Source organism: Synechococcus sp. 63AY4M2 (genome assembly GCF_002760475.1).
Classification (GTDB): domain Bacteria; phylum Cyanobacteriota; class Cyanobacteriia; order Thermostichales; family Thermostichaceae; genus Thermostichus.
Map to the genome: position 1 here is coordinate 2,792,542 of NZ_AXUX01000001.1, position 22,394 is coordinate 2,814,935.

Annotated in this window: 21 protein-coding genes and 1 tRNA gene; 9 read left to right on the forward strand and 13 right to left on the reverse strand. The window is 58.0% G+C overall.

Translation table 11 applies throughout. The features are described 5' to 3' along the window. Positions 1-39: 39 nt before the first annotated feature. Positions 40-327 (reverse strand): DUF2103 domain-containing protein, encoded by a 288-nt coding sequence (locus SYN63AY4M2_RS12370; RefSeq protein ID WP_011430637.1) that lies wholly within the window; start codon positions 325-327, stop codon positions 40-42. A 239-nt stretch (positions 328-566) separates the two neighbouring features. On the opposite strand from SYN63AY4M2_RS12370, the gene SYN63AY4M2_RS12375 reads away from it, so the two are divergent. Further along, the gene (locus SYN63AY4M2_RS12375) at positions 567-1,724 is read left to right on the forward strand and encodes a hypothetical protein (protein ID WP_143597414.1); all 1,158 of its coding nucleotides are present in this window, start codon (positions 567-569) and stop codon (positions 1,722-1,724) included. A 9-nt stretch (positions 1,725-1,733) separates the two neighbouring features. Here the strand turns inward: SYN63AY4M2_RS12375 and SYN63AY4M2_RS12380 are convergent, their stop codons facing one another. The 4 genes from SYN63AY4M2_RS12380 to upp all read right to left on the reverse strand — a co-directional run bounded on the left by SYN63AY4M2_RS12380 (position 1,734) and on the right by upp (position 5,473). Then, positions 1,734-2,687, reverse strand: coding sequence for a DnaJ domain-containing protein (locus SYN63AY4M2_RS12380; protein ID WP_099887430.1), 954 nt, complete (start codon positions 2,685-2,687; stop codon positions 1,734-1,736). 193 nt (positions 2,688-2,880) lie between these two features. After that, positions 2,881-3,582, reverse strand: a complete 702-nt coding sequence (locus SYN63AY4M2_RS12385; RefSeq protein ID WP_228375243.1) for a tetratricopeptide repeat protein — start codon at positions 3,580-3,582, stop codon at positions 2,881-2,883. Further along, on the reverse strand, positions 3,575-4,483 hold the full coding sequence (locus SYN63AY4M2_RS12390; RefSeq protein ID WP_011430633.1) for an HAD hydrolase family protein: 909 nt from the start codon (positions 4,481-4,483) through the stop codon (positions 3,575-3,577). Before SYN63AY4M2_RS12390 ends, SYN63AY4M2_RS12385 begins: the two co-directional genes overlap by 8 nt. A 306-nt stretch (positions 4,484-4,789) precedes the next feature. Next, positions 4,790-5,473 (reverse strand): uracil phosphoribosyltransferase, encoded by a 684-nt coding sequence (upp, locus tag SYN63AY4M2_RS12395; protein ID WP_049749761.1) that lies wholly within the window; start codon positions 5,471-5,473, stop codon positions 4,790-4,792. A 329-nt stretch (positions 5,474-5,802) separates the two neighbouring features. On the opposite strand from upp, the gene SYN63AY4M2_RS12400 reads away from it, so the two are divergent. Then, the gene (locus SYN63AY4M2_RS12400) at positions 5,803-6,690 is read left to right on the forward strand and encodes a hypothetical protein (protein ID WP_099887431.1); all 888 of its coding nucleotides are present in this window, start codon (positions 5,803-5,805) and stop codon (positions 6,688-6,690) included. A 21-nt stretch (positions 6,691-6,711) separates the two neighbouring features. On the opposite strand, the gene SYN63AY4M2_RS12405 is transcribed toward SYN63AY4M2_RS12400, so the two are convergent. Together SYN63AY4M2_RS12405 and SYN63AY4M2_RS12410 are read right to left on the reverse strand one after the other, a co-directional pair. Next, positions 6,712-8,007 carry a hypothetical protein gene (locus tag SYN63AY4M2_RS12405; RefSeq protein ID WP_099887432.1) on the reverse strand — a complete coding sequence of 432 codons (1,296 nt, stop codon included), beginning with the start codon at positions 8,005-8,007 and terminating at the stop codon, positions 6,712-6,714. Positions 8,008-8,078: 71 nt separating this feature from the next. Then, on the reverse strand, positions 8,079-9,902 hold the full coding sequence (locus SYN63AY4M2_RS12410) for a PDZ domain-containing protein (RefSeq protein WP_099887433.1): 1,824 nt from the start codon (positions 9,900-9,902) through the stop codon (positions 8,079-8,081). A gap of 266 nt (positions 9,903-10,168) precedes the next feature. On the opposite strand from SYN63AY4M2_RS12410, the gene ntcA reads away from it, so the two are divergent. Further along, a complete protein-coding gene (gene ntcA / locus SYN63AY4M2_RS12415) occupies positions 10,169-10,843 on the forward strand; it encodes a global nitrogen regulator NtcA (protein ID WP_011430628.1) in 675 nt (224 codons plus the stop codon). Between the two features lie 115 nt (positions 10,844-10,958). On the opposite strand, the gene leuB is transcribed toward ntcA, so the two are convergent. From leuB to petB, 3 genes are all read right to left on the reverse strand, one after another. After that, positions 10,959-12,104 (reverse strand): 3-isopropylmalate dehydrogenase, encoded by a 1,146-nt coding sequence (gene leuB, locus SYN63AY4M2_RS12420; RefSeq protein ID WP_011430627.1) that lies wholly within the window; start codon positions 12,102-12,104, stop codon positions 10,959-10,961. Between the two features lie 142 nt (positions 12,105-12,246). Continuing rightward, positions 12,247-12,759 carry a cytochrome b6-f complex subunit IV gene (petD, locus tag SYN63AY4M2_RS12425; protein WP_049749760.1) on the reverse strand — a complete coding sequence of 171 codons (513 nt, stop codon included), beginning with the start codon at positions 12,757-12,759 and terminating at the stop codon, positions 12,247-12,249. 77 nt (positions 12,760-12,836) lie between these two features. After that, entirely contained in the window at positions 12,837-13,484 is a 648-nt protein-coding gene (gene petB, locus SYN63AY4M2_RS12430; protein WP_011430625.1) for a cytochrome b6, read from the reverse strand. Between the two features lie 292 nt (positions 13,485-13,776). On the opposite strand from petB, the gene SYN63AY4M2_RS12435 reads away from it, so the two are divergent. The 5 genes from SYN63AY4M2_RS12435 (at position 13,777) to SYN63AY4M2_RS12455 (ending at position 19,783) form a co-directional block, all read left to right on the forward strand. Then, positions 13,777-15,003, forward strand: a complete 1,227-nt coding sequence (locus SYN63AY4M2_RS12435) for a S41 family peptidase (protein WP_240527355.1) — start codon at positions 13,777-13,779, stop codon at positions 15,001-15,003. Positions 15,004-15,025: 22 nt separating this feature from the next. After that, positions 15,026-15,646, forward strand: coding sequence for a phycobiliprotein lyase (locus SYN63AY4M2_RS12440; RefSeq protein WP_228375241.1), 621 nt, complete (start codon positions 15,026-15,028; stop codon positions 15,644-15,646). Positions 15,647-15,658: 12 nt separating this feature from the next. Continuing rightward, entirely contained in the window at positions 15,659-16,180 is a 522-nt protein-coding gene (locus tag SYN63AY4M2_RS12445) for a hypothetical protein (RefSeq protein WP_228375239.1), read from the forward strand. 182 nt (positions 16,181-16,362) lie between these two features. Further along, the gene (locus tag SYN63AY4M2_RS12450; RefSeq protein WP_041438408.1) at positions 16,363-17,700 is read left to right on the forward strand and encodes a hypothetical protein; all 1,338 of its coding nucleotides are present in this window, start codon (positions 16,363-16,365) and stop codon (positions 17,698-17,700) included. A gap of 37 nt (positions 17,701-17,737) precedes the next feature. Beyond that, positions 17,738-19,783 (forward strand): hydantoinase/oxoprolinase family protein, encoded by a 2,046-nt coding sequence (locus SYN63AY4M2_RS12455; RefSeq protein WP_099887434.1) that lies wholly within the window; start codon positions 17,738-17,740, stop codon positions 19,781-19,783. A 110-nt stretch (positions 19,784-19,893) separates the two neighbouring features. Here SYN63AY4M2_RS12455 and SYN63AY4M2_RS12460 read toward each other — a convergent pair. Beyond that, positions 19,894-19,966: transfer RNA gene (locus SYN63AY4M2_RS12460), tRNA-His, on the reverse strand. A 69-nt stretch (positions 19,967-20,035) separates the two neighbouring features. Between SYN63AY4M2_RS12460 and SYN63AY4M2_RS12465 the strand changes: the two genes are divergently transcribed. Beyond that, positions 20,036-20,824 carry a photosystem II S4 domain protein gene (locus tag SYN63AY4M2_RS12465; RefSeq protein ID WP_011430619.1) on the forward strand — a complete coding sequence of 263 codons (789 nt, stop codon included), beginning with the start codon at positions 20,036-20,038 and terminating at the stop codon, positions 20,822-20,824. Positions 20,825-20,882: 58 nt separating this feature from the next. Here SYN63AY4M2_RS12465 and SYN63AY4M2_RS12470 read toward each other — a convergent pair whose 3' ends face one another. Together SYN63AY4M2_RS12470 and SYN63AY4M2_RS12475 are read right to left on the reverse strand one after the other, a co-directional pair. Beyond that, a complete protein-coding gene (locus tag SYN63AY4M2_RS12470) occupies positions 20,883-21,794 on the reverse strand; it encodes a homogentisate phytyltransferase (protein ID WP_011430618.1) in 912 nt (303 codons plus the stop codon). Between the two features lie 52 nt (positions 21,795-21,846). Further along, on the reverse strand, positions 21,847-22,350 hold the full coding sequence (locus tag SYN63AY4M2_RS12475) for a YceD family protein (protein ID WP_011430617.1): 504 nt from the start codon (positions 22,348-22,350) through the stop codon (positions 21,847-21,849). Positions 22,351-22,394: the final 44 nt, after the last annotated feature.

The window sequence follows — 22,394 nt, forward strand, 5'->3', positions numbered from 1 at the left end:
GCGCCCAAAGCAGGACTGCGTTGCCAAGAAAACCCCAATCTACTCCAAGCAGCGGCGAATCGCTGCTTCCAGCTCCAACTGGCTGAGGTCGGTAACCACGAAGACCTCTTGCACGCTGCTGCCCTTGCGGGCCACCAACTTGTAGCCCCCTCGAATGGGCACGGAAACCCGCAACTGCAACTGCGGGATCCGCCCGCGACTGCAAGACAGAGCACCTGGCGTTACGGTTTTAATGCCAGGTTGTCGAGTCAGGCGCTCCAGAACAGGGATCAGCCCGGAAATGTGGGTGGAGTGGTTCCAAACCAGACGACCGGCAGGCTCAGACATGGCGGCAACGCAACAGCGAGGAGGGCTAGATCTCTATGCTAGGCTCTTGCCCCTGTAACTGAGAATAAACCTTGGCGAACTCTCCAAGTACAAGTATTTTCAGAAGGTTTTCTCTATGCTAGTTTGACGGCAGCAAACGCAGGGAGCTCCTGACTCATGGTTGCCGAGCAAGTCATCCTCGAGATCCCCGAAGCCATCCTGAAAGGCCTGCAGAATGGAACCTACGAGGCGTAGGCGGCGTGGTGCGAGAAGTGGCCTCTAAGCGGGTGGTGGCCTGGCTGAGAGAAACTGGAGGCTTGACACTCGCAGATAGCATTAGCAATTGCATCCCGGCAGTGGACATAGTCAACGGGATTATTGCCAACATTCAGTTGAGGCAGATCAACCTAAGACTAATTGACACTAGAGGTAAACTAAACACTGTCTTAGGCTTAACCAAATTCAATGCTGCTATTGGTCTAACTAACTTGGGTTTGTCTGCCGTAGACTTTGCAGTCGTTACCTCTAAACTCAATCAAATCGATTCTCGAATCCAAAGTCTTCAAGCATCCGTAGAAAGTCTTCGAGAATCCATAGATAGATCGCTTCTTGCCAAAGCTAAGTCTGCTATCGACGTTGGAGAAATAGCTTTGAAGATGTCTTCTTCGACCAACAGGAAGCGATTGGTAACCGAGGTCATTCAGCCTCTGCTTGAGGCTGAGCACTATTATCTAGCTGCGTGGGATTCCAATTGGAACAAGAACGACGGCATTTTGGCTTGCGAGTACATCTTAATCCTATCTTTAGTCTATGTTACAGAGATTGAATGCTACCTAGAGATGGAGGAGCATGAGATAGCTCTGAAACGCCTGGCGGAGGCAGAGGAGATTCTAAGACCTCGTATTAGAAAGTATGTCGAGCTTTTGTTGACCACGAAACCTTCAGTATATCTTCACAAGGCTTACCAAGAAGGAGTTAGCCTATCAAGCGTCGTGGAGATTCTCAAGTATGTAAAGAGTGAATCGGATGTGGATAAGCTGTTTGACAAATATATACGACCAGATATTTTCAGCGCACAAAGCATTGAATCCTATTTTGATAGTATGCCGACAAGATCTAAGAATGCTATCCTTGCCCTCATTGCCCCACGTTTGATTGATCCAAGCTGGTGGACAGTCTTGGATGGCATAGTTTGGGATCCTCCTCGGAGAGAAGCTATCATCAGTCGAGCAAATCAGGTTATAGCGGCTGCCCAGTCCATGATCGAATTGGACAGGAGACTGGAAGGCTACAGATACGAAATCACTGAAATGACTCGGCTTGGCCTCAGCTACCAAGAGTGGCAAAGTCTGGTTTTGCCGCCAAAAAACTCGTCTGAGGATCCAGGCCCCAAAGTTTTACTGCTCCTGCCGGCTTAGGAAGCAGGATCAATGGGGGTAGAATCCGCCGCCCAAACCAAACAAGACGGCTAATATGCCAATACCGACAGCGATCCCAGCTGCTAGTTTCAGATCCTCCTTTAGCTTTTCAGCGTCGGCTCTTTCCTTTATCGCTGTCAACAGGAAGAGTTGATCCTCTCCGCTAAGCCCGCTTATAAACTCAGGGGATAAAGACTCAAGGGGGAGACTCTTAAAGTAGTCGATCCTGCTCCTGCAGTAAAGCGTCAGTTGAGAGAGCTCTGAGCTTTTTTCTTTCTCGCGCAGTTCTATTTCTGACTTTGCCCTTTCTTGGAGACTTTTGGCTTTTTCCACTTGCTCTTTACTATACCCAGATTCAAAAAATGCCGACCAAGCGGATACCAAAGCAATGAGTACGAGTATAGCACCAATCCATCCCCAGCCTCCTAAGAAAGCCAACAAGCCCAAAAACAAAAAGACAAAGCAGCTCTGTATGTTTTCGTCTCTAGTAAGGAAGGTATAGTCAACTCTGGCATCCTCTTCCTTAATGCCGATTAAAATAAGGTTTCTCTTTAGCTCTGACTTCACTTGCTCTATTTTCTGGTTATAGTTGGTTTCAATCCTTCGCCTCCGCAGCTCTATCTCCTCGGCAGCTTTCTGCATCTTGTCAGGGTCAAACGGCCAAGTGCTGCCGTCTTGTGTGCTGTAGCTTGGTTTGGCTTTTAGACCTAGATCACGTTCGTTTCCTTTCGTTTGGGAAAGCCTCTGGGAATCGTAGGCTTTCCGCTTTACGGGATCACTCAGCACTGAATAGGCTTCTTGAAGGGACTTAAATTTTTCTTCGATGTACCGTCGGGCCTTTTCCGGTGTGCCGGGAGGAAGCCGATCGGGATGATACTCTTTGGCAAGCCGCCTGTAGCTCTCTTTGATTTCTTCAGAGGTCGCGTCGGGCTTTACCTCCAGCTCGCTATAGAAATCTTTCATGAAGGGATCCCGCCTCTGCTGCCTTGCTAGCAGGATTCTACTGCTGCTCCTGCAAGCTTGAAAAGTGCTGTTTAATACCAGCCTTTTTTTATGCCCTAAGTGTCAAGCGCGCTGGGGAAAGCTCCACTCCCAGTAGCTCTCGGGGGGGGTTAGCTCTCCTTCCTAAGCTGTAGCTGTCTGGGCCCGGTTTGGACTAGTCCAACTCCCGCCGACGTAGCCGTTGCAAGGCCGAGAGAGGCTTCTCCTCTTCTGGCTGCTTTTTCGAGGCGGCTGCCCGTGGAGTGGTTGTCTTGTCCCTTTCGGGCTCGAGCGCAGGCTTGGCTGCTTCTGGCTCAGCGGCTGGAGGGCGAGGCGGGTTGCTGGCCTGCTGGTTGGGCAAGGGCACCGACTCCAGGGGGGCCAGCAGGGACTGGATGTGGCTGTAGGTTTCGGGATTGCTGCGGGCAGCATGGGCCAAGAGGGTAAGCTGCTCCTTGGCCGCTACCAGGTTCCCTAACTTAAGATCCACCAGAGCCAATTGGTAGCGTGCCTTAAAGCTAGTGGGATCCACTTCTACGGCACGTTGGAAGGCAGCTCGCGCCTCTGGGAGGTTGCCCTGGCGGGCGTAGATCAGGCCAAGGTTAAAAGGCACGTCGGGATCCCGCTCGCTGGGGAGAACTTTGGTTTTGTCTTCCAGCTCAAGGGCGGCCCGGTAGGCGTTGATGGCTAGGGTGTGAAAGCCCATCTGCAGGTAGCGGGCTGCATCTTCCTTGAGTTGGGCCACTGTCGGCTCCCCGGTGAGCAGATTCATAGGCGGCTGGGCAGAGGCAGGCAGTCCTAGCGCCAAACTCAGCAGGCATCCCACCACACGCAGGCCCAAGGGAGCAGTCCGTCCACCGGTTTGTTGCTTATTCATCCCCATGATCGGTTTCCTCCAGCCACCTCAACACCACTTCGTTCCACCCCTCAGGACCGGGGAGCCGGGCCAGTTGCCACTGGGTCTGAACCTCTGGCCCGCCGAGGCGAACGGCCTCCTTCCAGAGGCTATCCGCAATTGGGCTGGGAAGCACTACTTTCCGCTCCACCCACCGCAAAAAAGCCAAATCTGGGGGGGAGCAGCCGATGCCCAAGGCCCTGACAGGGCCCAAATGCCGCTGGTAGCAATCCAGGAGCAGCCGCACCGCCTGTTCTCCCGGTAGGGAACTGGGCTCTGAGGTTAAGGTTGTCCGCCTCCAGCCGGTCAAATACCACCGCGAGGGGTCGGAGAAGTGGAGCTGGTGCAGCCGTAACAAGTGCTGGGTGAGGGTGGCCTCTTGTTGGGCAAGGGCTTCTCGCAGCCTTGCTGGATCCCCGGAATAGCTGAAAATCTCGCTATATTCCCGCTTTTGCACCCGTTCTGCTTCCTCCAAAGGGATCCCAGTGGCGGCAGCTAGCTCCGAGGCTGTCCAATCCCCGAACCCGATGAGATCCAAGTGGTAATCTTGGCGCACCTGTTGCAAAATGTGGCGCAAGCAGGGGTAGGGCAATCCCAGGGCACACACGTAGTAGGGAGGGCGGTGTTGCCAGCGCTCGTCCAAAATGCCTGCGGGAAAGTAATGTTCGGGAACGTAAATAGCGGAGCCGTCCTCGCAGATGAAGGGATGCTCCAGGCGCAGTTGTCGACACAGATGTTCCAGTTGGGTGCGGGTACGCAGGCTGTAGAGCACTAAGGGAATGGAGCGGCGCTCCAAAGCCGCCAAAGCTTGTCGGGCAGCGCCATAGCTGTTGGACTGGGGATCTAAGAGGCTGCCATCCAAACTGCTGAGGACAAGTCGCATAAGCCCAGGAAAGGAAAAGGCGCTGGCAGCAGTCAATTAGCCAGATCAAACGGCCTCTAGCCCGAGGAGCGCAAGCCGGATCCCTGAGGCGGGCTTGGGGCTCAAGCGGCCAGCATTCCCATCATCCAACAGCCTTGACAGAAGTGAAGAGGTTTAATTCAACGTGCCCTTCTTGGCCACCTTCTGGAGGAGTGAAGCACCCAGAGCGGCATTGGGGCAATTGATGCCAAATGTTACACTCTGCTGCCGTGCCCAGCCGATACTAGCGGCAGAGCAAGCCTCTTGACTCGCGATTCCTTTGAGGGATCAGGTGCCGAAAGCGCGATCCCCAGCATCCCCCAGCCCGGGCAGGATAAACCCCCGGTCATTTAGCCGCTCGTCGATCATGGCGCAGAAAATTTGCACCATCGGGTAATGGGATCCCAGCCGCTGCAGCCCCGGCGGAGCAGCCAAGACGCTCACAATTCTCACTAAGCTGGGATCCGCTCCCCGTTTTTTCAGCTCGTCCAAGATCCAGAGCAAGGTGCCGCCAGTAGCCAACATCGGCTCAGGGATGAGAATGCGCATCTGCTCCGGGATCCGCTCCGGCAGGCGATTGAGGTAACAACTCACCTGCAGCGTCTTTTCGTCCCGCACCAGGCCCACATGAAAAATCCGTGCCTGGGGCAAGAGGGACTGACAGCCTTCCAGCAGGGCCAGCCCAGCCCGCAAAATAGGCACGATGGCCAGCGGCGTGTTGGGGGCGATAACTTCTGCTGCAGCAGGTTCCAGAGGAGTTTGCACCTGCACCGCCTGAGTTGGGATCCAATCCCGCATCGCCTCATAGGTCAGCCAGCGGCCCAGCTCCGATAGAGCACTGCGAAACAAGGGCGTGGGGGTTTCCACGTCGCGAGCCACAGCTAACCAGTGCTTAATGAGCGGGTGAGAGGGGACATAGACTCGAAGCTGCTGACTTGCCACAGAAGGATGCCTCAATCTGGGCGGTAGCATAGCGGGTTGCTTTGGCAGAAAGCAAGCACTTCCCTCGAGGTAATGGGTACCCCTTCAGAATTGGTTGACCTGCCCCCTGCCTTAAAGGGTAGGGATTCCTAGTTTTGGGTTCTACGAGCGCACTTAGCTAGCCAGTGGCTAGTCCCTAATTCACCATGCCGGCAGTGAGGCATCTCTCCCCAAGCGTAGGCGCTCCGCGCTGCTGAAGCGAACGCCCGATTGGTTCAGGATGCGTTGCCATGCTTTGCCGTTACAGCACAGGGCAAAGCTGGAGCTGGGTCTGCGGATCCGGTAGATCTGGATCACGAGATTTTTTCTGAGGATCGCCCATGTCTGCCGTCCGGTTTCAGCCGTTGCGGGTGGCCTTCACCTGTGCGGATCCCAGCCAAGCGCAAATGCCTGTTGCCGAGTTGCTGGCGGCTCTGCCGGCCTCGCCGCTTCTAGCCTACACCGACCCAGAAGCAGCGGACTTGCGGGTAGAGATGCTGCCAGATGCCATCTACCACTTCTACCGACGGGAGGAAGAGGTGGCGCTGGCAGCCTTTCGGATCCCGGTAAAAAAGCCACAGGCTCTGCCCCGCAAGCTGGTGCGGCTGCTGGAACATGTGGCCGCCTTCGACAACCTCCTCAACCTGCAACCTGCCAGCGATGCTCTGAGCAGTGTTCTGGAAGTAGAGTTTCTGCAACTGGAAACGCCGGCCAGTGGCTCTAGCCCTGCTGAAGTTAGCCCTTTGCCGCGGGATCCCCAAGGCCAGGTGCAAATTCAAGCAGGCCGCAACCTCGCCATCGCCCTGCGCAACAGGGCCCTTACGCCGGTGCACGTCTATGTAACAGTCTTTGACGAACGGCAGTGCAGCGTCGGTTTAGTCTATCCCTACCAGCCGGACTCTCCTGCCCGCCTGCGCCCCAGCGAAAGCGTATTAGTTGGCTCTGGCCCTCGCTATCTGCTCCAGATGCAACTGCCCGAAGACACAGAAACGGCGGTGGATCGCTTCAAAATCTGGGTCACCAGTACCGGCATGCAGCCGGGCATTATGGCAATGCCCCCTCTAGGACAAAGGCTGGAGCCCCCCTCTGACGATCCCTATGGCTCCGGATCCCGTCTGGATAGAGAAGTCAGGCTGGCCATTCTGGGCAAGGCGGGCAGCACGCCCATGCCAGCTTTTGCCGAGGATCCCTGGTGGTGTATGGAACAAGCTGTCAAAATTGTGGCTTAAGCTAATGCTCTTGGGTGCCTTTCAGACTTCTCGAAGGTGACTTTTTAAGATCCTCTCAAATGTAGCCTCAACCTCATCAACACTGATGACCGACAAATGATAGAGAGAGGATAGATCGGTTTTTGCATCTTGACTAACGTCGGTCAAAACTATGATGGCTTGGTTTCTCTGAAGACCAAGGTCAGAAGCAATCTTGGAGTACTTTTTTACTTTATCTCGGTACTTATACTTACCTGTCTTCGACTCTACCCAGTAAAGTTGATCATTAACGTAGAAGAGAAGATCCATCTCAAAATCATCTCTGTTTGACAAAGTAACTTCAACATTTGCTACGTAAGGAAAATCAATCTTTCCAGTTTGCCTTTTAGCAAGGCCAATCAACCTATTCCTAACGTATCTCTCCAGCCAGTTTCCTGAGAGAAAATTCAGTGCTTGTTTAGATCTGCTGGCTCTTGCTTCTAGCAGACACTTGGGCGCTTCGGAGTATCTATACTCTTCCAAAAATGCGATCTTGTGTAGCTCTGTGGCAAGCTGGCGAGTTGTGTCAATTACTTGTTGAGGTTCGTCTCTAAGGTCTATTGAGAAAGAGTTTCCGCTGCTCATACTTGACTTAATCATTCTATAGAATCTTTTGATCAAAGAGTACTGACTACCCATAAGGTCAGCTATTTGATCTAGCTCCTTCTCTTTTTCCTCCATATCTATGCTTCTCTTTTTGATTTTGATCTTTATGTTTTTCGAGTTTAAGAAAGATTCTATCTTCGATATGTCAACTTCTAGCATGTTAGAAGCAGCTACTTTTTCCTTTGGTAGACTATTCTCTATTGTTTTATGGATAGCAGCCTGATCTTTTTGAGAGTTTTGATCTGTAGCTTGGGATATCCCTAATCTGGAAGATTTTTTAAGAACAACCTGTAGTTTCTGATAGATACCTCTAGCTTCTTTCACTAAGTTTTTTAGGATAGCTTGCTGACTGTTGAGCTGCTCATTATGTTCAGCTAGCTTTACAGATATAGCCTGCGTAAGATCCTTACCCCAAACCTGCAGAAAACTTTGATAACTTTCTAGAAGACGCAGCCCGAACTCTTTAAGATCATCTTGGATAGACTGTAACCTCTGAGAAGTCTCGTCTGCCAATCCTTCTCCTAACTTGATTAAGGTTTTGTCGAGTTCTTGGCCCAGCCATGAAGATATCTCTCTAATGACCTCTCGCTGCCAGGCCTCTAGTCTAGGATTGGCCTTGTAACGGCGGGCAACGTAAACACCCAATGAGAAACCAACAGCCACTCCAATTAACAAAGCCAAAACGAGGTCCATCAGATTGGCTCCTTGCCCCTATTGTTACTTTTTGTCTAGGTTAACTAGGTTACCCGCCTGTTTCAAGATTCTCAGGCAAGAAGAGGCGTATCTTGTCCTGAAGAGCCGAGCAGGGATCCCAACCAGCTTTGTTGGAGCGCTTTCTGGGCGGGAGTGAGCTCAGGCAAGGCCTCGAGGGTGTACACATCCGGGCGGGGTGGATCCAAGGGGATCCAGAAGTGCTTCAACTGATCGCCCTGAAAGACGCTCAGGCAGATGGCCTGGTGGGGCTGGTAGGCCGCCAAGCGTTCTGGCAAGTTGGCAGCGCTTACCCGGAAGCCATCCAAGGCCACCAACTCATCGCCAGCCCAGATGCCGGCTTTTTGAGCGGGGGATCCCATCTCGACGGCGCTGATGCGATTGCCTTCGCCGTTGAAGTTGAGGCCCAGGTAGGGGGGAGGGTTGGGTCGGCTGAAGTGAACCTTGAGGGTGAGGCCAAAGGGGTGGAGGTAGGCGTTGTAGTCTAGCTCTTCCGTGCCGTCCACATAGGCGGCGAAAAAGGGGCTGAGATCGGCGCCGGCTGCCCGCTCAAACGCCTCTTGCAAGTCTTGGTTGCTGTAGCCTTTCTCTGTCCGACCAAAGCGCTGCCACAGATCCCGCAGGGCCGTGTCCAGGGATCCCTGCCCCCCTGAGAGGTGGCGAATGTGCAGATCTAGCAGCCAGCAGACCAAAGCGCCCTTTAGGTAATAGGAAACCTGGCTGTTGAGGCTATTTTCGTGGGGACGGTAGAGCTTGATCCAGGCGTCGAAACTGGATTCTCGCAGCGATTGTACGGCTCGACCTGGAGTGCGCTGCAGCCGGCCAATTTGCTCGGCCAGGATCTTTAAAAAATCTTCGGCGCTGAGGATCCCTGCCCGCAGCAAGATGACATTTTCGTAGTAGCTGGTTGCCCCCTCGCAAAACCACAGACAGTCCACGTAGTTTTCTTGGTTGTAGTTAATTTTCTCCAAAGCCAGAGGGCGCAGCCGCTTGACGTTCCAAGCATGGAAAAGCTCATGGGCCAGCAGCGCCAAAAAGCGGCGGTAGGAGTGGGGCTGATGCAGCTCCAGTCCAGAATAATTGAGGGTGGCACTGTACTTGTGCTCCAGGCCGCCAAATCCCCCGGCTGACAAATGCACAATAAACCAGTAGCGGTCGTAGGGCAGCTCGCCAAAAAACGCCGCCGTGGCCCGGACAATTTTCTCGGCATCGGCCACCGCTTGCTCCAAATTTAGGGTGCCCGCTCCCCAGACCACGAAGTAGTGAGGGATCCCTTCCACCGCAAACGACCGCAACTGGTGCAGGCCCACCTCCACCGGGCTATCCACCAGCTCGTCGTAGTCTGCCGCCACAAAAGACTGGCCGGAAGCAGCATCCTCAGAAGAAGACCTCAAAGGTCGCAAACTGATGGCGACGTGCCAGTCGGGTTTGGGAGGGATTATCGTCAAGGTGTAGGGCTCCCGCTCGCGACCGGGCACGTAGAGAAAGAGCGCCGCCCCGTTGAAGTAGGCGTGGGTGAGATCCAAATGGTTGGTGCGCACCGTCAGCTCGTAGGCGTAGACCCGATAGCGGATCGCGACAGCCGAACAGCGGGGCGGCTCGATCTCCCAAGTGTGCTTATCTACCTTCCGCCAGGCCAAAGGGATCCCTTGCTCCGTTGCTGCCTGAAACTCTTGCACATGGCGGGCATATTCCCGCACCAGGTAGGATCCCGGCGTCCACACCGGCAGCCGCAGTTGCAGAGGTACTTCTGGATCCACCTCTTGGATCTGTAGTTCCACCTCCAAAAGGTGATTGGCCGGCTCCGGCATCCGCACCGTGAAATGCTGACGGCTTAGCTGAGAAGGGGCGGCAACCCCACCCTGCGCGATCCCCATATAACTTTCCTCGCACCTCCCGCCTGCACCGTCCCAAAACAGTGCGCTAGAGGCATATCTTGGACAGGAGACAAGACTTCAAAGATGTAGCTCCTGCTACAAAGATATCCAAGCAGAGTCTTTTAGCTTAGGATAATCTTGCCGCCGAGGTCATTTTTGAGTCAAGGGTGGCTTGGGTCAATAGCGGGCAGCTCAACCCCGGCACTCCTGGCTGATCTTGTTGGGTTGATTCTAAGGGATAAACTGACCTTAAAAGGTTGAAGAATATGGCAGTGGCCATTGCAGAAAAATCTCTGGTTGCAGCCTTCAAACAGTTGGGAGGGCCTCACCATCCTCCGGTTATCGAAACGTTTGAGCGCGGTAAGACCATCTTCTTTCCTGGGGATCCGGCGGAGCGGGTTTACTTTTTGGTGAAAGGAGCTGTCAAGCTCTCGCGGGTCTACGAAATGGGGGAAGAAATTACCGTCGCTCTCCTGCGGGAAAACAGCATCTTTGGGGTGCTCTCCTTCATCACGGGGCAGCGCTCCGACCGCTTCTATCACGCGGTGGCCTTTACCCGCGTCGAGCTGCTCTCTCTGCCCATCGAACAGGTGGAAAAATCCTTGCGGGAGAACGCTGAGCTCTCCATGTTGCTCCTCAAGAGCCTGTCTTCCCGCATCTTGCAGACGGAGATGATGATCGAGACGCTGGCCCACCGCGACATGGGATCCCGTCTGGTCAGCTTTCTACTGATCCTCTGCCGCGACTTCGGGGTGCCCGGCCCCAATGGAGTCACCATCGATCTCAAGCTATCCCACCAGGCCATTGCGGAAGCGATCGGCTCCACTCGCGTCACCATCACTCGTCTGTTGGGGGAGCTGCGCAAGAAGAACTACATTTCCATCCACAAGAAAAAGATCACCGTCCACGACCCAATGCAGCTTGGCCATCGCTTTGCCTAGGGGGAGAAGCTGCCCCTAGGGCCGTTTCCAGGAATTTACCAGTCGGGACAATCCCTCCCTCTGGGAGAGGAGTAGCCGTGCCACCAGGGCAGGGCAGCGACGAGGGAACCTCCCCTCAACCACCAGGGGCTGAGAGCGATCCTTGGGGGGAGGCTTGCTGCTGGGCCAGAGCAGCCAAGATCTTTTCCCCCATTTCCCGACAGCCGACGAGGGTCATCCCCTCAGAGTAGATGTCGGCAGTGCGGTAGCCCTGGGCCAAAACCGCCTCGACGGCCTGTTCGATGCGGTCGGCAGCCTGGGGCTGATCCAAGGAGTAGCGCAGCAGCATTGCCCCGGAGAGCACCTGGGCAATGGGGTTGGCCTTGTCTTGTCCGGCAATATCCGGGGCTGACCCGTGTACGGGTTCGTACACCCCAGGGCCAGAGGATCCCAAAGAGGCAGAGGGCAACATGCCGATGGACCCGGTCAGCATCGCCGCCTCGTCGGAGAGGATATCCCCGAAGAGGTTCTCCGTGAGAATGACGTCAAACTGCTTGGGCCAGCGCACCAACTGCATGGCAGCATTATCGACGTACAGGTGGGACAGCTCCACGTCGGGGTACTCAGCCGCAATGGCGGTAACCCGCTCCCGCCACAGTTGTGACACTTCCAGGACATTGGCTTTATCCACCGAGCAGAGCTTGCGCCGGCGTTTGCGGGCCAGTTCAAAAGCCACACGGGCAATGCGATCCACCTCCGCCTCGCTGTAGGCCATGGTGTTCACACCCCGCCGGGATCCCTTGGCATCTGTGAAGATCCCTTTGGGTTGGCCGAAGTAGATGCCGCCGGTGAGCTCCCGCACCACCACCAGGTCGATCCCGGCAACCACCTCCGGCTTGAGGGAAGAGGCCTGCACCAGTTGCGGAAAGATCTTCACCGGGCGCAAGTTGGCAAACAGCCCCAGGCCCGCCCGCAAGCCCAACAAAGCCCGCTCAGGGCGCTTCTCCCGCGGCAGGGTGTCGTACTTAAAGTCGCCAACTGCCGCCAAGTAAACAGCATCGCTCTCCTGGGCCATTTTCAAGGTCTCTGGCGGCAAGGGATCCCCCGTGGCTTCGTAGGCGGCCCCGCCAATCAAGCCCTCCTGCCACTGGAGGGAAAACCCCACCTGAGCGGCAACCGCATCCAAAACCGCCCGCCCCACCTGCATGATTTCAGGACCGATCCCATCTCCGGCCAGGGCTGTAATCCGATAGGTTCGGACAGCAGAGGAAGGAACGCTCATGGGCGGTCACAGCAAAAGAATGCGTAGCGATATTACCATCCCTTGGCCCCCAGGTTTGCCGAAAAGTCCCCCACGTCCAAAAAAAGTGCAGCCCGGCCACCGGCCTGCTGCACTCAGAGTTATCAAGCCGATATTCTGCCCTCTAGAACAGGCCCAGGGTGACCCACTTATCCAGAGGCAAGGTGGCGCCAATGCCCAAATAGAGGGTGACCAAGGTGCCGATCAAAAACACCGTCGTCGCCACGGGGCGGCGCAGCGGATTCTGAAACTTGTTGACGTTTTCGATGAAAGGCACAAACAGAAGGCCGACCGGAATGGCCGACATCAGGGCAATGCCCAAGAGCTTGTTGGGAGCAATGCGCAAAATGTGAAACGCGGGGTAGAGATACCACTCCGGCAGAATTTCCAGCGGCGTGGCAAAGGGATCCGCCGGCTCGCCGACACCCGCCGGATCCATGACCGCCAGGCCGACAATCACCCCAATAGTGCCCAGGATCACCACCGGGAACATAAAGAGCAAATCGTTGGGCCAAGCGGGCTCCCCGTAGGTCATGTGGCCCATGTTCTTCTTCAGCTTGGCCAAAACTTTGGGATTGTCTAGGTCAACTTTGCGGGTAATCGCCTCGGTTGCTATCACTTGCTTTGAGACCGGCATAGCCATTCTCCTTGTCTAGGGCAAAAGTTCTGAAAAGATGCATCCAGGGTGCCCGGCTCACAAGAACCGGTTTGGGATCACAAAGGCCCGGAGATGCCCTGGCGGCGGATCATCAGAAAGTGCATCGTCATGAAGACCGCCGTCAGCCAAGGCAACACAAAGGTGTGCAGGCTGTAGAAACGGGTGAGGGTGGCTTGGCCAACTGCCTCGCCGCCGCGGATAAGCTGGACCAGGGCATCCCCCACCACCGGAATGGCACTGGGCACCCCGGAGACGATCTTGACTGCCCAATAGCCCACCTGATCCCAAGGCAGGGAGTAACCGGTAACCCCAAAGGAAACCGTCAGTACCGCCAAGATCACGCCAGTTACCCAGGTCAGCTCGCGCGGCTTCTTGAACCCCCCCGTCAGGTAAACCCGGAAGGTGTGTAGAATCATCATCAACACCATCATGGAAGCACTCCAGCGGTGGATGGAGCGCAGCAGCCAGCCGAAGTTGACCTGGGTCATGATGTAGTTGACCGATTCAAAAGCCTCGGCCACCGTTGGACGGTAGTAAAAAGTCATGGCAAAGCCGGTGGCAAACTGAATGAGGAAGCACACCAGCGTGATGCCGCCGAGGCAGTAGAAGATATTAACGTGGGGCGGAATGAATTTTCCGGTTGCGTCATCGACGAAAGGCGTGATCTCCAGCCGCTCGTCTAGCCAGTCGTAAACTTTGCTCATGATGCCTGCAATTTTTAGAGTTGGATATCCAGGGCGGGGCGGGCCCACTCCCTATAGCACTGTAACACAATTCGTTAACACGATCATGAAGTCGGGCTCAGCTTTGAGACAGGGATCCCTACACCAACAGCCCAAACGCCTGCTGATGTCTCATCTTGTTCACGTTTCTTAGTATTTCTTAGCTTCTTCTTCAGTTTGGGATCCGATGATTGCGCAGAAGCCGAGATCTGGGGAAAGCAGTTGCAGAGGGTTGGGGATCGGATGGGGGTTACGCCAGGCTGTCCGAGTTTTGTTGCTAGGGTGCCTGCTCTGGGCGAGTTTGGGCATTGGCGCCTGTCAGGTGCAGGCCAGCCGCTGGGGGGAAGAGCAGCAACTGCTGGCGCAGGCGTGGGCCTATGTGGATCGGGCCTACGTGGATCCGGGTTTCAACGGACAGAACTGGTGGCAGGTGCGCCAGCGCTTTCTCTCTCGGCCCCTGAAGGATCGGCAAGAGACCTACCGGGCCATCGAGGAGATGCTGGCAACTCTGGGGGATCCCTACACCCGCTTTTTGGACAGGGAGCACTACCTCAGCCTGCAGACTTCCACTGCTGGCGAGTTGAGCGGCGTCGGCCTCCAGATTGCCATCGACGGGCAGGGGGCAGTACGGGTCATCGCCCCAATGGAGGGGACTCCTGCCGAGCGGGCCGGGATCCAACCTCAAGATGAGATCCTGGCGGTGGATCAGGTGCCAGTGGCAGGGCTGAGCTTGGATGAGGTGGCAGAACGCATGCGCGGCCCCAGCGGCACAACCGTTAGCCTACGGCTAAGGCGGCAGGAGCGCATCTGGGAGGTGGAGCTGGTGCGGCAGTCCATCCTGATCAACCCGGTGCGCACCGGTTTTTTCAAGCTGCCCCAGGGGGAGGTAGCCTACATCCGCCTCAGCCAGTTTAACGGCAATGCCGCCGCTCAAGTGCGTCAGGCCATCCAGGCCGCAGAAGCGCGAGGAGTGCGGGGCTACATCCTCGATCTGCGCAACAACCCCGGAGGGTTACTGCAGGCGGCCATTGAGATTGCTCGCTTTTGGATCCCCAAAGGCGACATCGTGCGAGTGACGGATCGCTACGGCATTCAGGACGGCATTCCCGCCACCGGCGAAGTCCTCACGGCAGCCCCCTTGGTCGTCTTAGTGAACCAGGGCAGTGCCAGCGCCAGCGAAGTCTTGGCGGGGGCGTTGCAGGACAGCGGACGGGCGCAACTGGTGGGAACGCGCACCTTCGGCAAGGGGCTGATCCAATCCCTGCTGGAGCTGGCGGACGGCTCGGGGCTGGCCGTGACCACTGCCAAATACCTCACCCCCAACGGCCACGACATTCATCGCCAAGGGATCCAGCCCGATGTGGAGGTGGCCGCGGGCCCTGTTCCCCTGACGGCAGAAAGCCTGGGCGGCCCTGAGGATGGGCAGTTGCAGCGGGCTTTGGAAGTGTTGGGGGCGACTTTGTCGGTGGCCCAGGGGATCCCAGCGGCAGCTAACACCTGAGGGGGAGAAGGGGAGTGCCTGTTTGTCTGCGATTCGTTTTAGGATCGGGTTTAGCCGTCCACTTGGCCCTGCTCTCGATCCCTCTGGCATGAATGCCCTGCAAAAATTTCACCACTTCTTCAACTGCTGCATTGGCGCCTGGCACACCGAGCGCACCTACCACTATTTGGATCGAGGGGAGGTGGAGCGTTCGCGCACCGACTTCACCATTCGCACCCTCACCCCTGAGCTCAAGGAGAAGGTCCTGGCCGACAACAACTACCCCAACCACGGTGTGGACGGGTTTTTGGGCTTCCACCTGGCGTTTGAGACGGTTTCCGAAAAAGGGGAGGAGGCTGGGCAAGAGCTAAACATGCTCTTCGTGCCCCGGCGAGAAGGGCCCCGTGGGCTGGAGGGCGACTACTTGCGGGATCGGGCCTATGAGGAAGACCGCCCCATAGTGGCCAGCTTCCGCTTCGATCCCGGATCCCTGCAACTGGTGATGACCACCACCTACACCCGCGTCGTTGCTGTGGATACCATCACCTTGCTTAACCCACGCCTGCGCCTGCGCCAGATCCTCACCTACCAACGACCCCCTCACGGTCAGCCCTTGGAGGAGCTGCTGCTGGTGGGGTTTGGGGTAGAACAAAAGCTTACCTAGGGGGGTTTATCGGTGGATCCGGAGTTGATCCCTCCCGAAGACTTGCGCCTGCCCCAGCATCTGGCCCGGATTGAGGCCAGCTTTGAGCGGGGACAATACCGTCGGGTTCTGGAACAGGTGAAACAGGCCCAAAGCCGCTACCCGCAAGCGGGCAAGCTGCGGCTCTGGCAGGCCCTGGCCGAGGAGGCCCTTGGAGAGACCCAGGAGGCGATCCGCTTGGCGCAAACCTTGCTGGGCAACCCGGATCCGGAAGTGGCTCAACAGGCCCGCTACGTGTTGGGCATCTGGCAGGCTCCGCGTCTGCGGCGACCAGCAGAGTGGTTGCTCGAAATCCCAGATCTCAGCCATCTGGAAGAGGCCGAGCCAGGGGAACGCCGTCTGGTCTATGAGCGCCCCCGCCGCCCAGCTTCCCTGCCAAAAGTCGCCGATCCCATCCGCCGCGAGGCTGCTCCCCCCTTGAATACCCAACGGCTGACGTGGGTGTTGATCGGGATCCTTTTCGCCCTGCTAGCGGTGATGGCCTGGCTGCCCTAGCCCAGCCCTGGGTCGGCGCAGAGACAGGCTGCCTGACCCAAAAGCAGCAACAGCCGCCCTCGTCGCCCCCGAGTTGAAGAGAGATACTGGGAATAGGGATGGCTGTAACCCTTGGCTGCAGATGCTGGGCGAGCGTCCCAGTTGGATCCCGGGCAACAGTAGGTAACCAGCGGAGGTTGAGAGTGGCTACACAGACATTGGTCATCGATGCAGTAGAGCAGTTGGGCTTGCGGGTCACTCTGGGAGATATTGCCTCCAGCACAGGCCTGGCCCTAGAGGAGGCCAAACAGGAGTTGCTGAAGTTAGCCCAAAAGGCTGGGGGGCATCTCCAGGTTTCGCGGCAGGGGGAGATTGCCTACGTTTTCCCGCCCGACTTTCGCGACATTCTCAAGCGCAGGGAGCAGCAGGATCGGCTGGCAGCCTTGCGACGCAAGCTGTGGGGCGGCTTTCTCTACGGGCTGCGCATCTCCTTCGGCATCCTGTTGGTGGTGTCGATTATCCTCATCACCCTGGCGTTGATAGCTCTGCAGATGGCCAGCAGTCGTGAAGAGGGCAGCGGCAGTCGCAGTCGCTCGCGCGAGGTGGGGTTCTTCTACTTCCCCAACCTTTGGGTGGGCAACCCCTTCTGGAGTCCCTACCCCTACTACGGGGGCTATTCCGGTCGGGCGCAGCCCCGCCGGGAAAAATCGGAGATGAACTTTTTGGAGGCGGTGTACAGCTTCCTGTTTGGGGACGGGGATCCCAACGCCAACCTGGAAGAGGAGCGCTATGCCTTGATCGGCCAAGTGATCCGCGCCAACGGGGGGGTGATCGCCGCCGAGCAGGTGCTGCCCTACCTGGATGTGGAGCCGGGATCCCCGGCCCTAGAATACGAAGACTATATGCTGCCCATTCTGCTCAAGTTCGACGGCCAGCCGGAGGTAAGCGAGGACGGCGATATCGTCTATCGCTTCCCAGAGCTACAGGTGGCCGCCTCAGAGCGCCGCTCCAAGAAGATCCCGGAGGTGTTGCAAGAAAAACCCTGGGTGTTTAGCCGCGCCACCCCTGAGCAACTGACCCTAGCTGCTGGCTTGGGTGTGCTCAATTTCCTCTTGGCGGCCATTCTCTACGGGGCGCGGGAGGAGGTGGCAGCCGCCGCTGGCAGCAACGCCTTTTTGGCGTTTATCTACCCGCTGATTGGATTCCTCTTTCTCTACGGCACGCTGTTTTTGGCAGTGCCTGCAGTGCGGTGGCTGACGTTGCAGTTCCGCAACCAGGGGGTGGAGCGCCGCAATCGCATCCGGCGGTTCTGGCAAGAGCGGCTGAAGCGTCCCTCCGAGGCGCTGCTGCGCAAGCTCGACTTTGCCCGCCGCTTCCGCCGCCAAGAAGTGGTGCGGGAGTCGGACACCATCTACTCTACGGAGCGGGATCTGATCGAGCAGCGGGACTACCGGCTGGACGAGCCGGCCTTTCGCCAGCTTTTGCAGCAGGAGCAACCCCTGGAAAGCAAGTCGGAAGAGGTGCCCCGGCCTCGTCTCTAGCGAGGGGTTGAGGCCTGCCCAAGGGTCTTATCGAGCCATGGCCAATGCCAGTAGCGCGCAAGGCAAGCAACAGGATGGGAGGCAGGGGGGCCTGGTCCGCCTGGGGATCGACGTGGGAGGCACCTTCACGGATCTGGTGCTCCTCCAGGAAGGCCAGATCCGGACAGCCAAGGTGCTCTCCACCCCCAGCCCAGAAGCGGGGGTCTTTGGCGCCCTGGACAAGCTGGGCCCAGTTGAGGTGGACGTGTTCTGCCACGGCATGACGGTGGCCACCAACGCCCTCTTGGAGCGCAAGGGATCCCCCACCCTGTTTCTGACCACGGCGGGCTTCCGGGATGTGCTGGCCATTGGTCGCCAAAACCGCCCTTCCCTTTACGACCTCACCCAGCCCAAGCCAGAGCCGGTGGTGCCCCGCCACCACTGCCTGGAGGTGAAGGAGCGCTGCAGCGCCGGCGGCGTGGTCGAGCCGCTGACGGAAGAGGAAATCCAGCGCGTCCTCCGGGAAGTGGGCGAGCGGGTAGAGCGGGATGGGATCCGTGCCGTGGGGGTGGGATTCTTGTTTTCTTTCCTCTACCCGGAGCACGAGCAGCGCCTGGGGGCGGCCCTGAGAGAGGCTTTCCCCGACTTGCATGTTTCCCTCTCCTGCGAAGTGGCGCCGGAGTTTCGGGAATACGAGCGCTTTAGCACCACGGCCATTGATGCCTACCTCAGCCCGGTGCTGGCGGGCTACCTGCACCGCTTGGCGCAGGGCTGCCGGCAGCGAGGGATCCCCGAACCCCTGATCATGCAATCCTCCGGCGGCGTCACTTCCATTGCCCAGGCAGCGGCTCATGCCTCGGTGGCGCTGCTTTCGGGGCCAGCGGGCGGCGTTTACGGGGCGGCCTACCTGGGCTGGCTGAGCGGCTATTCCCATCTGCTCAGCTTCGATATGGGGGGAACCAGTACCGATGTGGCCCTCATTCAAGACGGCCTCCCTCAGGTTACCCCGTCAGCGGTGGTGTGCGGCCTGCCGGTGCAACAGCCCCAGATCGACATCCATACCGTCAGCGCCGGGGGCGGATCCCTGGCCTCGCTGTTGCCGGGCGGGGGGCTGCAGGTGGGGCCGGAGAGTGCCGGCTCCAACCCTGGGCCGGCCTGCTATGGGCGGGGAGGAACGGCTCCCACGGTAACCGATGCCAACCTCTGGCTGGGCTACTTGCCGGATGGGGGCTGGCTGGGGGACGCTGTTTGCCTACGGCGGGACTTGGCCGGCCAGGCCATCGGAACGCTGGCGGAGCCCTTGGGTTTGACTTTGGAGGAGACGGCTGTTGGCATTCGCACCCTGGCCAATGTGGCCATGGCGCGGGCTTTGCGGGTCATCAGCGTGGAGCGGGGCTTGGATCCCGCCCATTTTGCCCTGCTGGCCTTTGGCGGAGCTGGGCCCATGCATGCCTGTGCTTTAGCAGAAGAGCTGGGGATCCGCCGCATCTTGATCCCGGCCTTTGCCGGTGTCCTCTCGGCGCTGGGCATGGCTTTGGCCGATCTGCGGCGGGACTACCGGCGGGCCATCCTGCAGCCGCTGCAACAGTTGGAGGGGGAAGGGGGAGGATCCCTTTTGGCCCAGTGGGCGGCGCCCCTCATCCGCCAGGCGCAAGCCGACCTGCAGGAGCCGGGGCTCTCCTTCAGCCTCGACCTGCGCTACCGCGGCCAGTCTTTTGAGCTGGAGATCCCGGCCCAGTTGTCGGATCCGGTTTCTCTCTTGGAGCAGCGGTTTCACCAGGCCCACCGCCAGCGCTACGGCTGGCAGGATCCCGACCAAGAGGTGGAGGTGATCCAGCTGCGTCTGCGGGCGGTACAAGCTTTGCCCCCTGTGCCTTTAAAGGCGCCGCCCCCCCTGCCAGGGGATCCCTTCAAGGGGGAGCGCCAGGCCTGGACGGGCGGCCGGATGCGACCGGTCCCAGTCTACGATCGGCGGCGCATGGGGGTGGGGTTTCAACTGGGCGGGCCAGCGATTGTGGAGATGCCGGAGGCTACCGTGGTGATCGAAGCCGGTTGGACGGGCAATATCGACGCCGTGGGAACCCTAATCCTGAGCTGCGGGTGATTCCGTTGCCAGGTGCGGCCCTCGGGAACCCTTCCTCAGCTTGGTTGCCAGCAGTTTTGCAAGGTTTTGAGGTTTTCTCTAAATTGGCAGGGCCCAGGTTATTGCGGCAGGGCGGACGATGGGACTCGAACCCACGAATGGAGGAACCACAATCCTCTGCCTTAACCGCTTGGCTACGCCCGCCAGGATCCTGGGGATCTAGCTTAGCATGGGACAAACAGAACAGAACCGCAAAGATTGAAGCGCCCCAACATGCTGCCCAGAACCGAACTACTGAAAGGAGCGGAGTATCGAGAAACCTTGGCGCGCATTCTGGATCTGGGGGAGCAAGCCCTCAAAACCTGGCAAGTGGTCTGGAGTGACTTTCTCTCCCCGGCAGAAGTAGCCGAGGTACAAAGCCGGTTGCACAACTTGGCCGAACTGCAGGTGATGGCCTGGGGAGGCTATGCCCAGGCAGAGCGGCAACGCCTAGCCCTGGCCCGCCCTGAGGTCAGCCTGGAGGTGGAAGGCGCAGAAGGGATCCCCTTGGCCGCCGTTCAAATCCAAGGAAACTTTCTTTTCGACCCGGCCACCCACCGCGACTTTTTGGGAGCCCTTTTGGCGACGGGAATTGCCCGCGAGAAGGTGGGAGACATCCTCGTGGTGGGCGAATTCGGGGCCCAGGCCATCGTTGTGCCGGAGCTGGTGGACTATCTCAGCCTCAACCTAACCCAGGTGCGCAGCGTGCCCGTCAAGGTCAGCCGGATCCCTCTCAGCCAGTTGAAGGTTCAACCGCCGCGGGTGAAGTCCATCACCAGCGTGGAAGCCTCTTTGCGCCTGGATGCAGTGGCCTCGGCAGGATTTGGCCTGTCTCGCAGCAAGATGGTGGAAGAGATCCAGCGGGGAGAGGTGCGGGTTAATTGGAAGCCGATTACCCAAGCCAGCTACACCGTCGGCCCCCAGGATTGGATTGCCATTCGCGGTCGCGGTCGGCTGCAAATTGAAGAGGTGGCCGAGACGAAAAAGGGCCGCTTTCGCATCCAGATGAAGCGGTATCTCTAGGTTTTTGGAGATCGGCTGCCCGCCTGAGCCGGGGCAAGATCGCGGCTCCTGGCAAATGTTAGGAAAAAGGGAAGAAGGCCCAAGGATAGAGCAAATACTCCAGGTAAAACAACTTCCAGATCAGTTGATAATAGGTGACAATCGCGTCGCGGCAACCCAGATCCAGGCGAACACCATAGCCCAAAAGGATCCCCAACCCCAGCCCATGTCCTAACAGCATCCAGGCGCCCCGGCCCATGAGGAGAAAATAGCTTCCCAAAGCGATAAAGGCTAGGTAACAAGCGGCCAAAATGCCGATGCAAAACTTTGAGATCCGCTCCTGGCCAAAGCGCAACGAAAAGGTGGCAATGGCAAACCGGCGATCCCCCTCCATGTCGGGAATATCCTTGAAAAGGGCGATCACCAGCCCAAAAATAGACATAAACCCTGTCAGAAAAACAATGGGAGCAGAAAGCTCGACTCCCCCCTGCATCAACTGCTGAAAATGGCTGTACAGGCCCAGATTGACGATCAACCCCCGCACACAATAGATACAAGCCGAGGCCGCCAGCGGAAACCGCTTCAACCGCAGGGGGGGCAGGGAGTAGGCCGTGCCGATCCCGTTGCTCAACAGCACCGTCAACAACAGGTACGGGATCCCTGTCAGGGCCAATAGGATGGATGCCACCCCGCAGGCGGCGACGATCCCCACCCCCTGTCGCCAACTCAGGGAGCCGGCGGCCAAGGGCAGATGGGGTTTGTTGATGCGGTCGATCTCGATATCCGTGAGCTGGTTGAGGCCGACAATGTAGACATTGGCCGCCAGACAAGCCACCCAAGCCACGCCCAACTGGGGAAGGACAGCTAGCAGGGCCGTTGGTTCAGCGGCCACGAACCCGGCCAGCAAGTAGAGGCCCAGTAGACTGGCACTGGTGCCGTAGACGGTGTGGGGCCGAGCAAAACGCCAAAGAACCTGCCAATTTGGGGTCATTCTAGCCAGCAGCGATACAGCTCATGGCCCGAAGCCCTCTCGCGGAGAGTGGCTAGGGATGGGGAGAGTCTTTAAGGAGGGCAGCCAGGGCCGACCAGCGGGGATCCACCGGCGGCGGCGCAGCCGCTTCCACCACAATGCCCGGGCAATCGGGGCGACAGGGCAACTGGTGGGGCATCTCCAAATGCAGGTGTTGGTACATCCAGTCTTCGATATCCAGCTCGCCGTTGGGCGGCAGGCTCTCCAGCAGATCCTCTTCGTCCCGCAATTCCAACTCCAGGGGCGGGGGTTCAGGACTGGGCTCCCGAATCAGGATGATCTCCTCAACCTGCAGATGCAGCCGGTGGTTAAACTGCTGCAGGCAGCGGTGACAGGTGAGGGTGACGATGGTGCGGGCCTCGGCGCTCACCTCCAGGAAATGCCCCCGGTGGCTGGCCTGCAGGGATCCCTCCACAGGGGTCAAGCTCTCAAAACCTGGGAAAAACTGCCTAAAGTGAACCTCTTGGGTTTGACCAGGCATCTGCCGCAGGTCGGATAGACGAATTGGCCTCAGCATGACATCCCCCTTCATACGTCTTGGGTAGCAGGGATCCCGGAATC

What these genes read in the sequence shown, in the direction of transcription:
- SYN63AY4M2_RS12370 (WP_011430637.1), bottom strand. Translation starts at nt 327, where the DNA reads ATGTCTGAGCCTGCCGGTCGTCTGGTTTGGAACCACTCCACCCACATT.
- SYN63AY4M2_RS12380 (WP_099887430.1), bottom strand. Translation starts at nt 2,687, where the DNA reads ATGAAAGATTTCTATAGCGAGCTGGAGGTAAAGCCCGACGCGACCTCT.
- SYN63AY4M2_RS12385 (WP_228375243.1), bottom strand. Translation starts at nt 3,582, where the DNA reads ATGAATAAGCAACAAACCGGTGGACGGACTGCTCCCTTGGGCCTGCGT.
- SYN63AY4M2_RS12390 (WP_011430633.1), bottom strand. Translation starts at nt 4,483, where the DNA reads ATGCGACTTGTCCTCAGCAGTTTGGATGGCAGCCTCTTAGATCCCCAG.
- upp (WP_049749761.1), bottom strand. Translation starts at nt 5,473, where the DNA reads ATGCTACCGCCCAGATTGAGGCATCCTTCTGTGGCAAGTCAGCAGCTT.
- SYN63AY4M2_RS12400 (WP_099887431.1), top strand. Translation starts at nt 5,803, where the DNA reads ATGTCTGCCGTCCGGTTTCAGCCGTTGCGGGTGGCCTTCACCTGTGCG.
- SYN63AY4M2_RS12405 (WP_099887432.1), bottom strand. Translation starts at nt 8,007, where the DNA reads ATGGACCTCGTTTTGGCTTTGTTAATTGGAGTGGCTGTTGGTTTCTCA.
- SYN63AY4M2_RS12410 (WP_099887433.1), bottom strand. Translation starts at nt 9,902, where the DNA reads ATGGGGATCGCGCAGGGTGGGGTTGCCGCCCCTTCTCAGCTAAGCCGT.
- ntcA (WP_011430628.1), top strand. Translation starts at nt 10,169, where the DNA reads ATGGCAGTGGCCATTGCAGAAAAATCTCTGGTTGCAGCCTTCAAACAG.
- leuB (WP_011430627.1), bottom strand. Translation starts at nt 12,104, where the DNA reads ATGAGCGTTCCTTCCTCTGCTGTCCGAACCTATCGGATTACAGCCCTG.
- petD (WP_049749760.1), bottom strand. Translation starts at nt 12,759, where the DNA reads ATGCCGGTCTCAAAGCAAGTGATAGCAACCGAGGCGATTACCCGCAAA.
- petB (WP_011430625.1), bottom strand. Translation starts at nt 13,484, where the DNA reads ATGAGCAAAGTTTACGACTGGCTAGACGAGCGGCTGGAGATCACGCCT.
- SYN63AY4M2_RS12455 (WP_099887434.1), top strand. Translation starts at nt 17,738, where the DNA reads ATGGCCAATGCCAGTAGCGCGCAAGGCAAGCAACAGGATGGGAGGCAG.
- SYN63AY4M2_RS12465 (WP_011430619.1), top strand. Translation starts at nt 20,036, where the DNA reads ATGCTGCCCAGAACCGAACTACTGAAAGGAGCGGAGTATCGAGAAACC.
- SYN63AY4M2_RS12470 (WP_011430618.1), bottom strand. Translation starts at nt 21,794, where the DNA reads ATGACCCCAAATTGGCAGGTTCTTTGGCGTTTTGCTCGGCCCCACACC.
- SYN63AY4M2_RS12475 (WP_011430617.1), bottom strand. Translation starts at nt 22,350, where the DNA reads ATGCTGAGGCCAATTCGTCTATCCGACCTGCGGCAGATGCCTGGTCAA.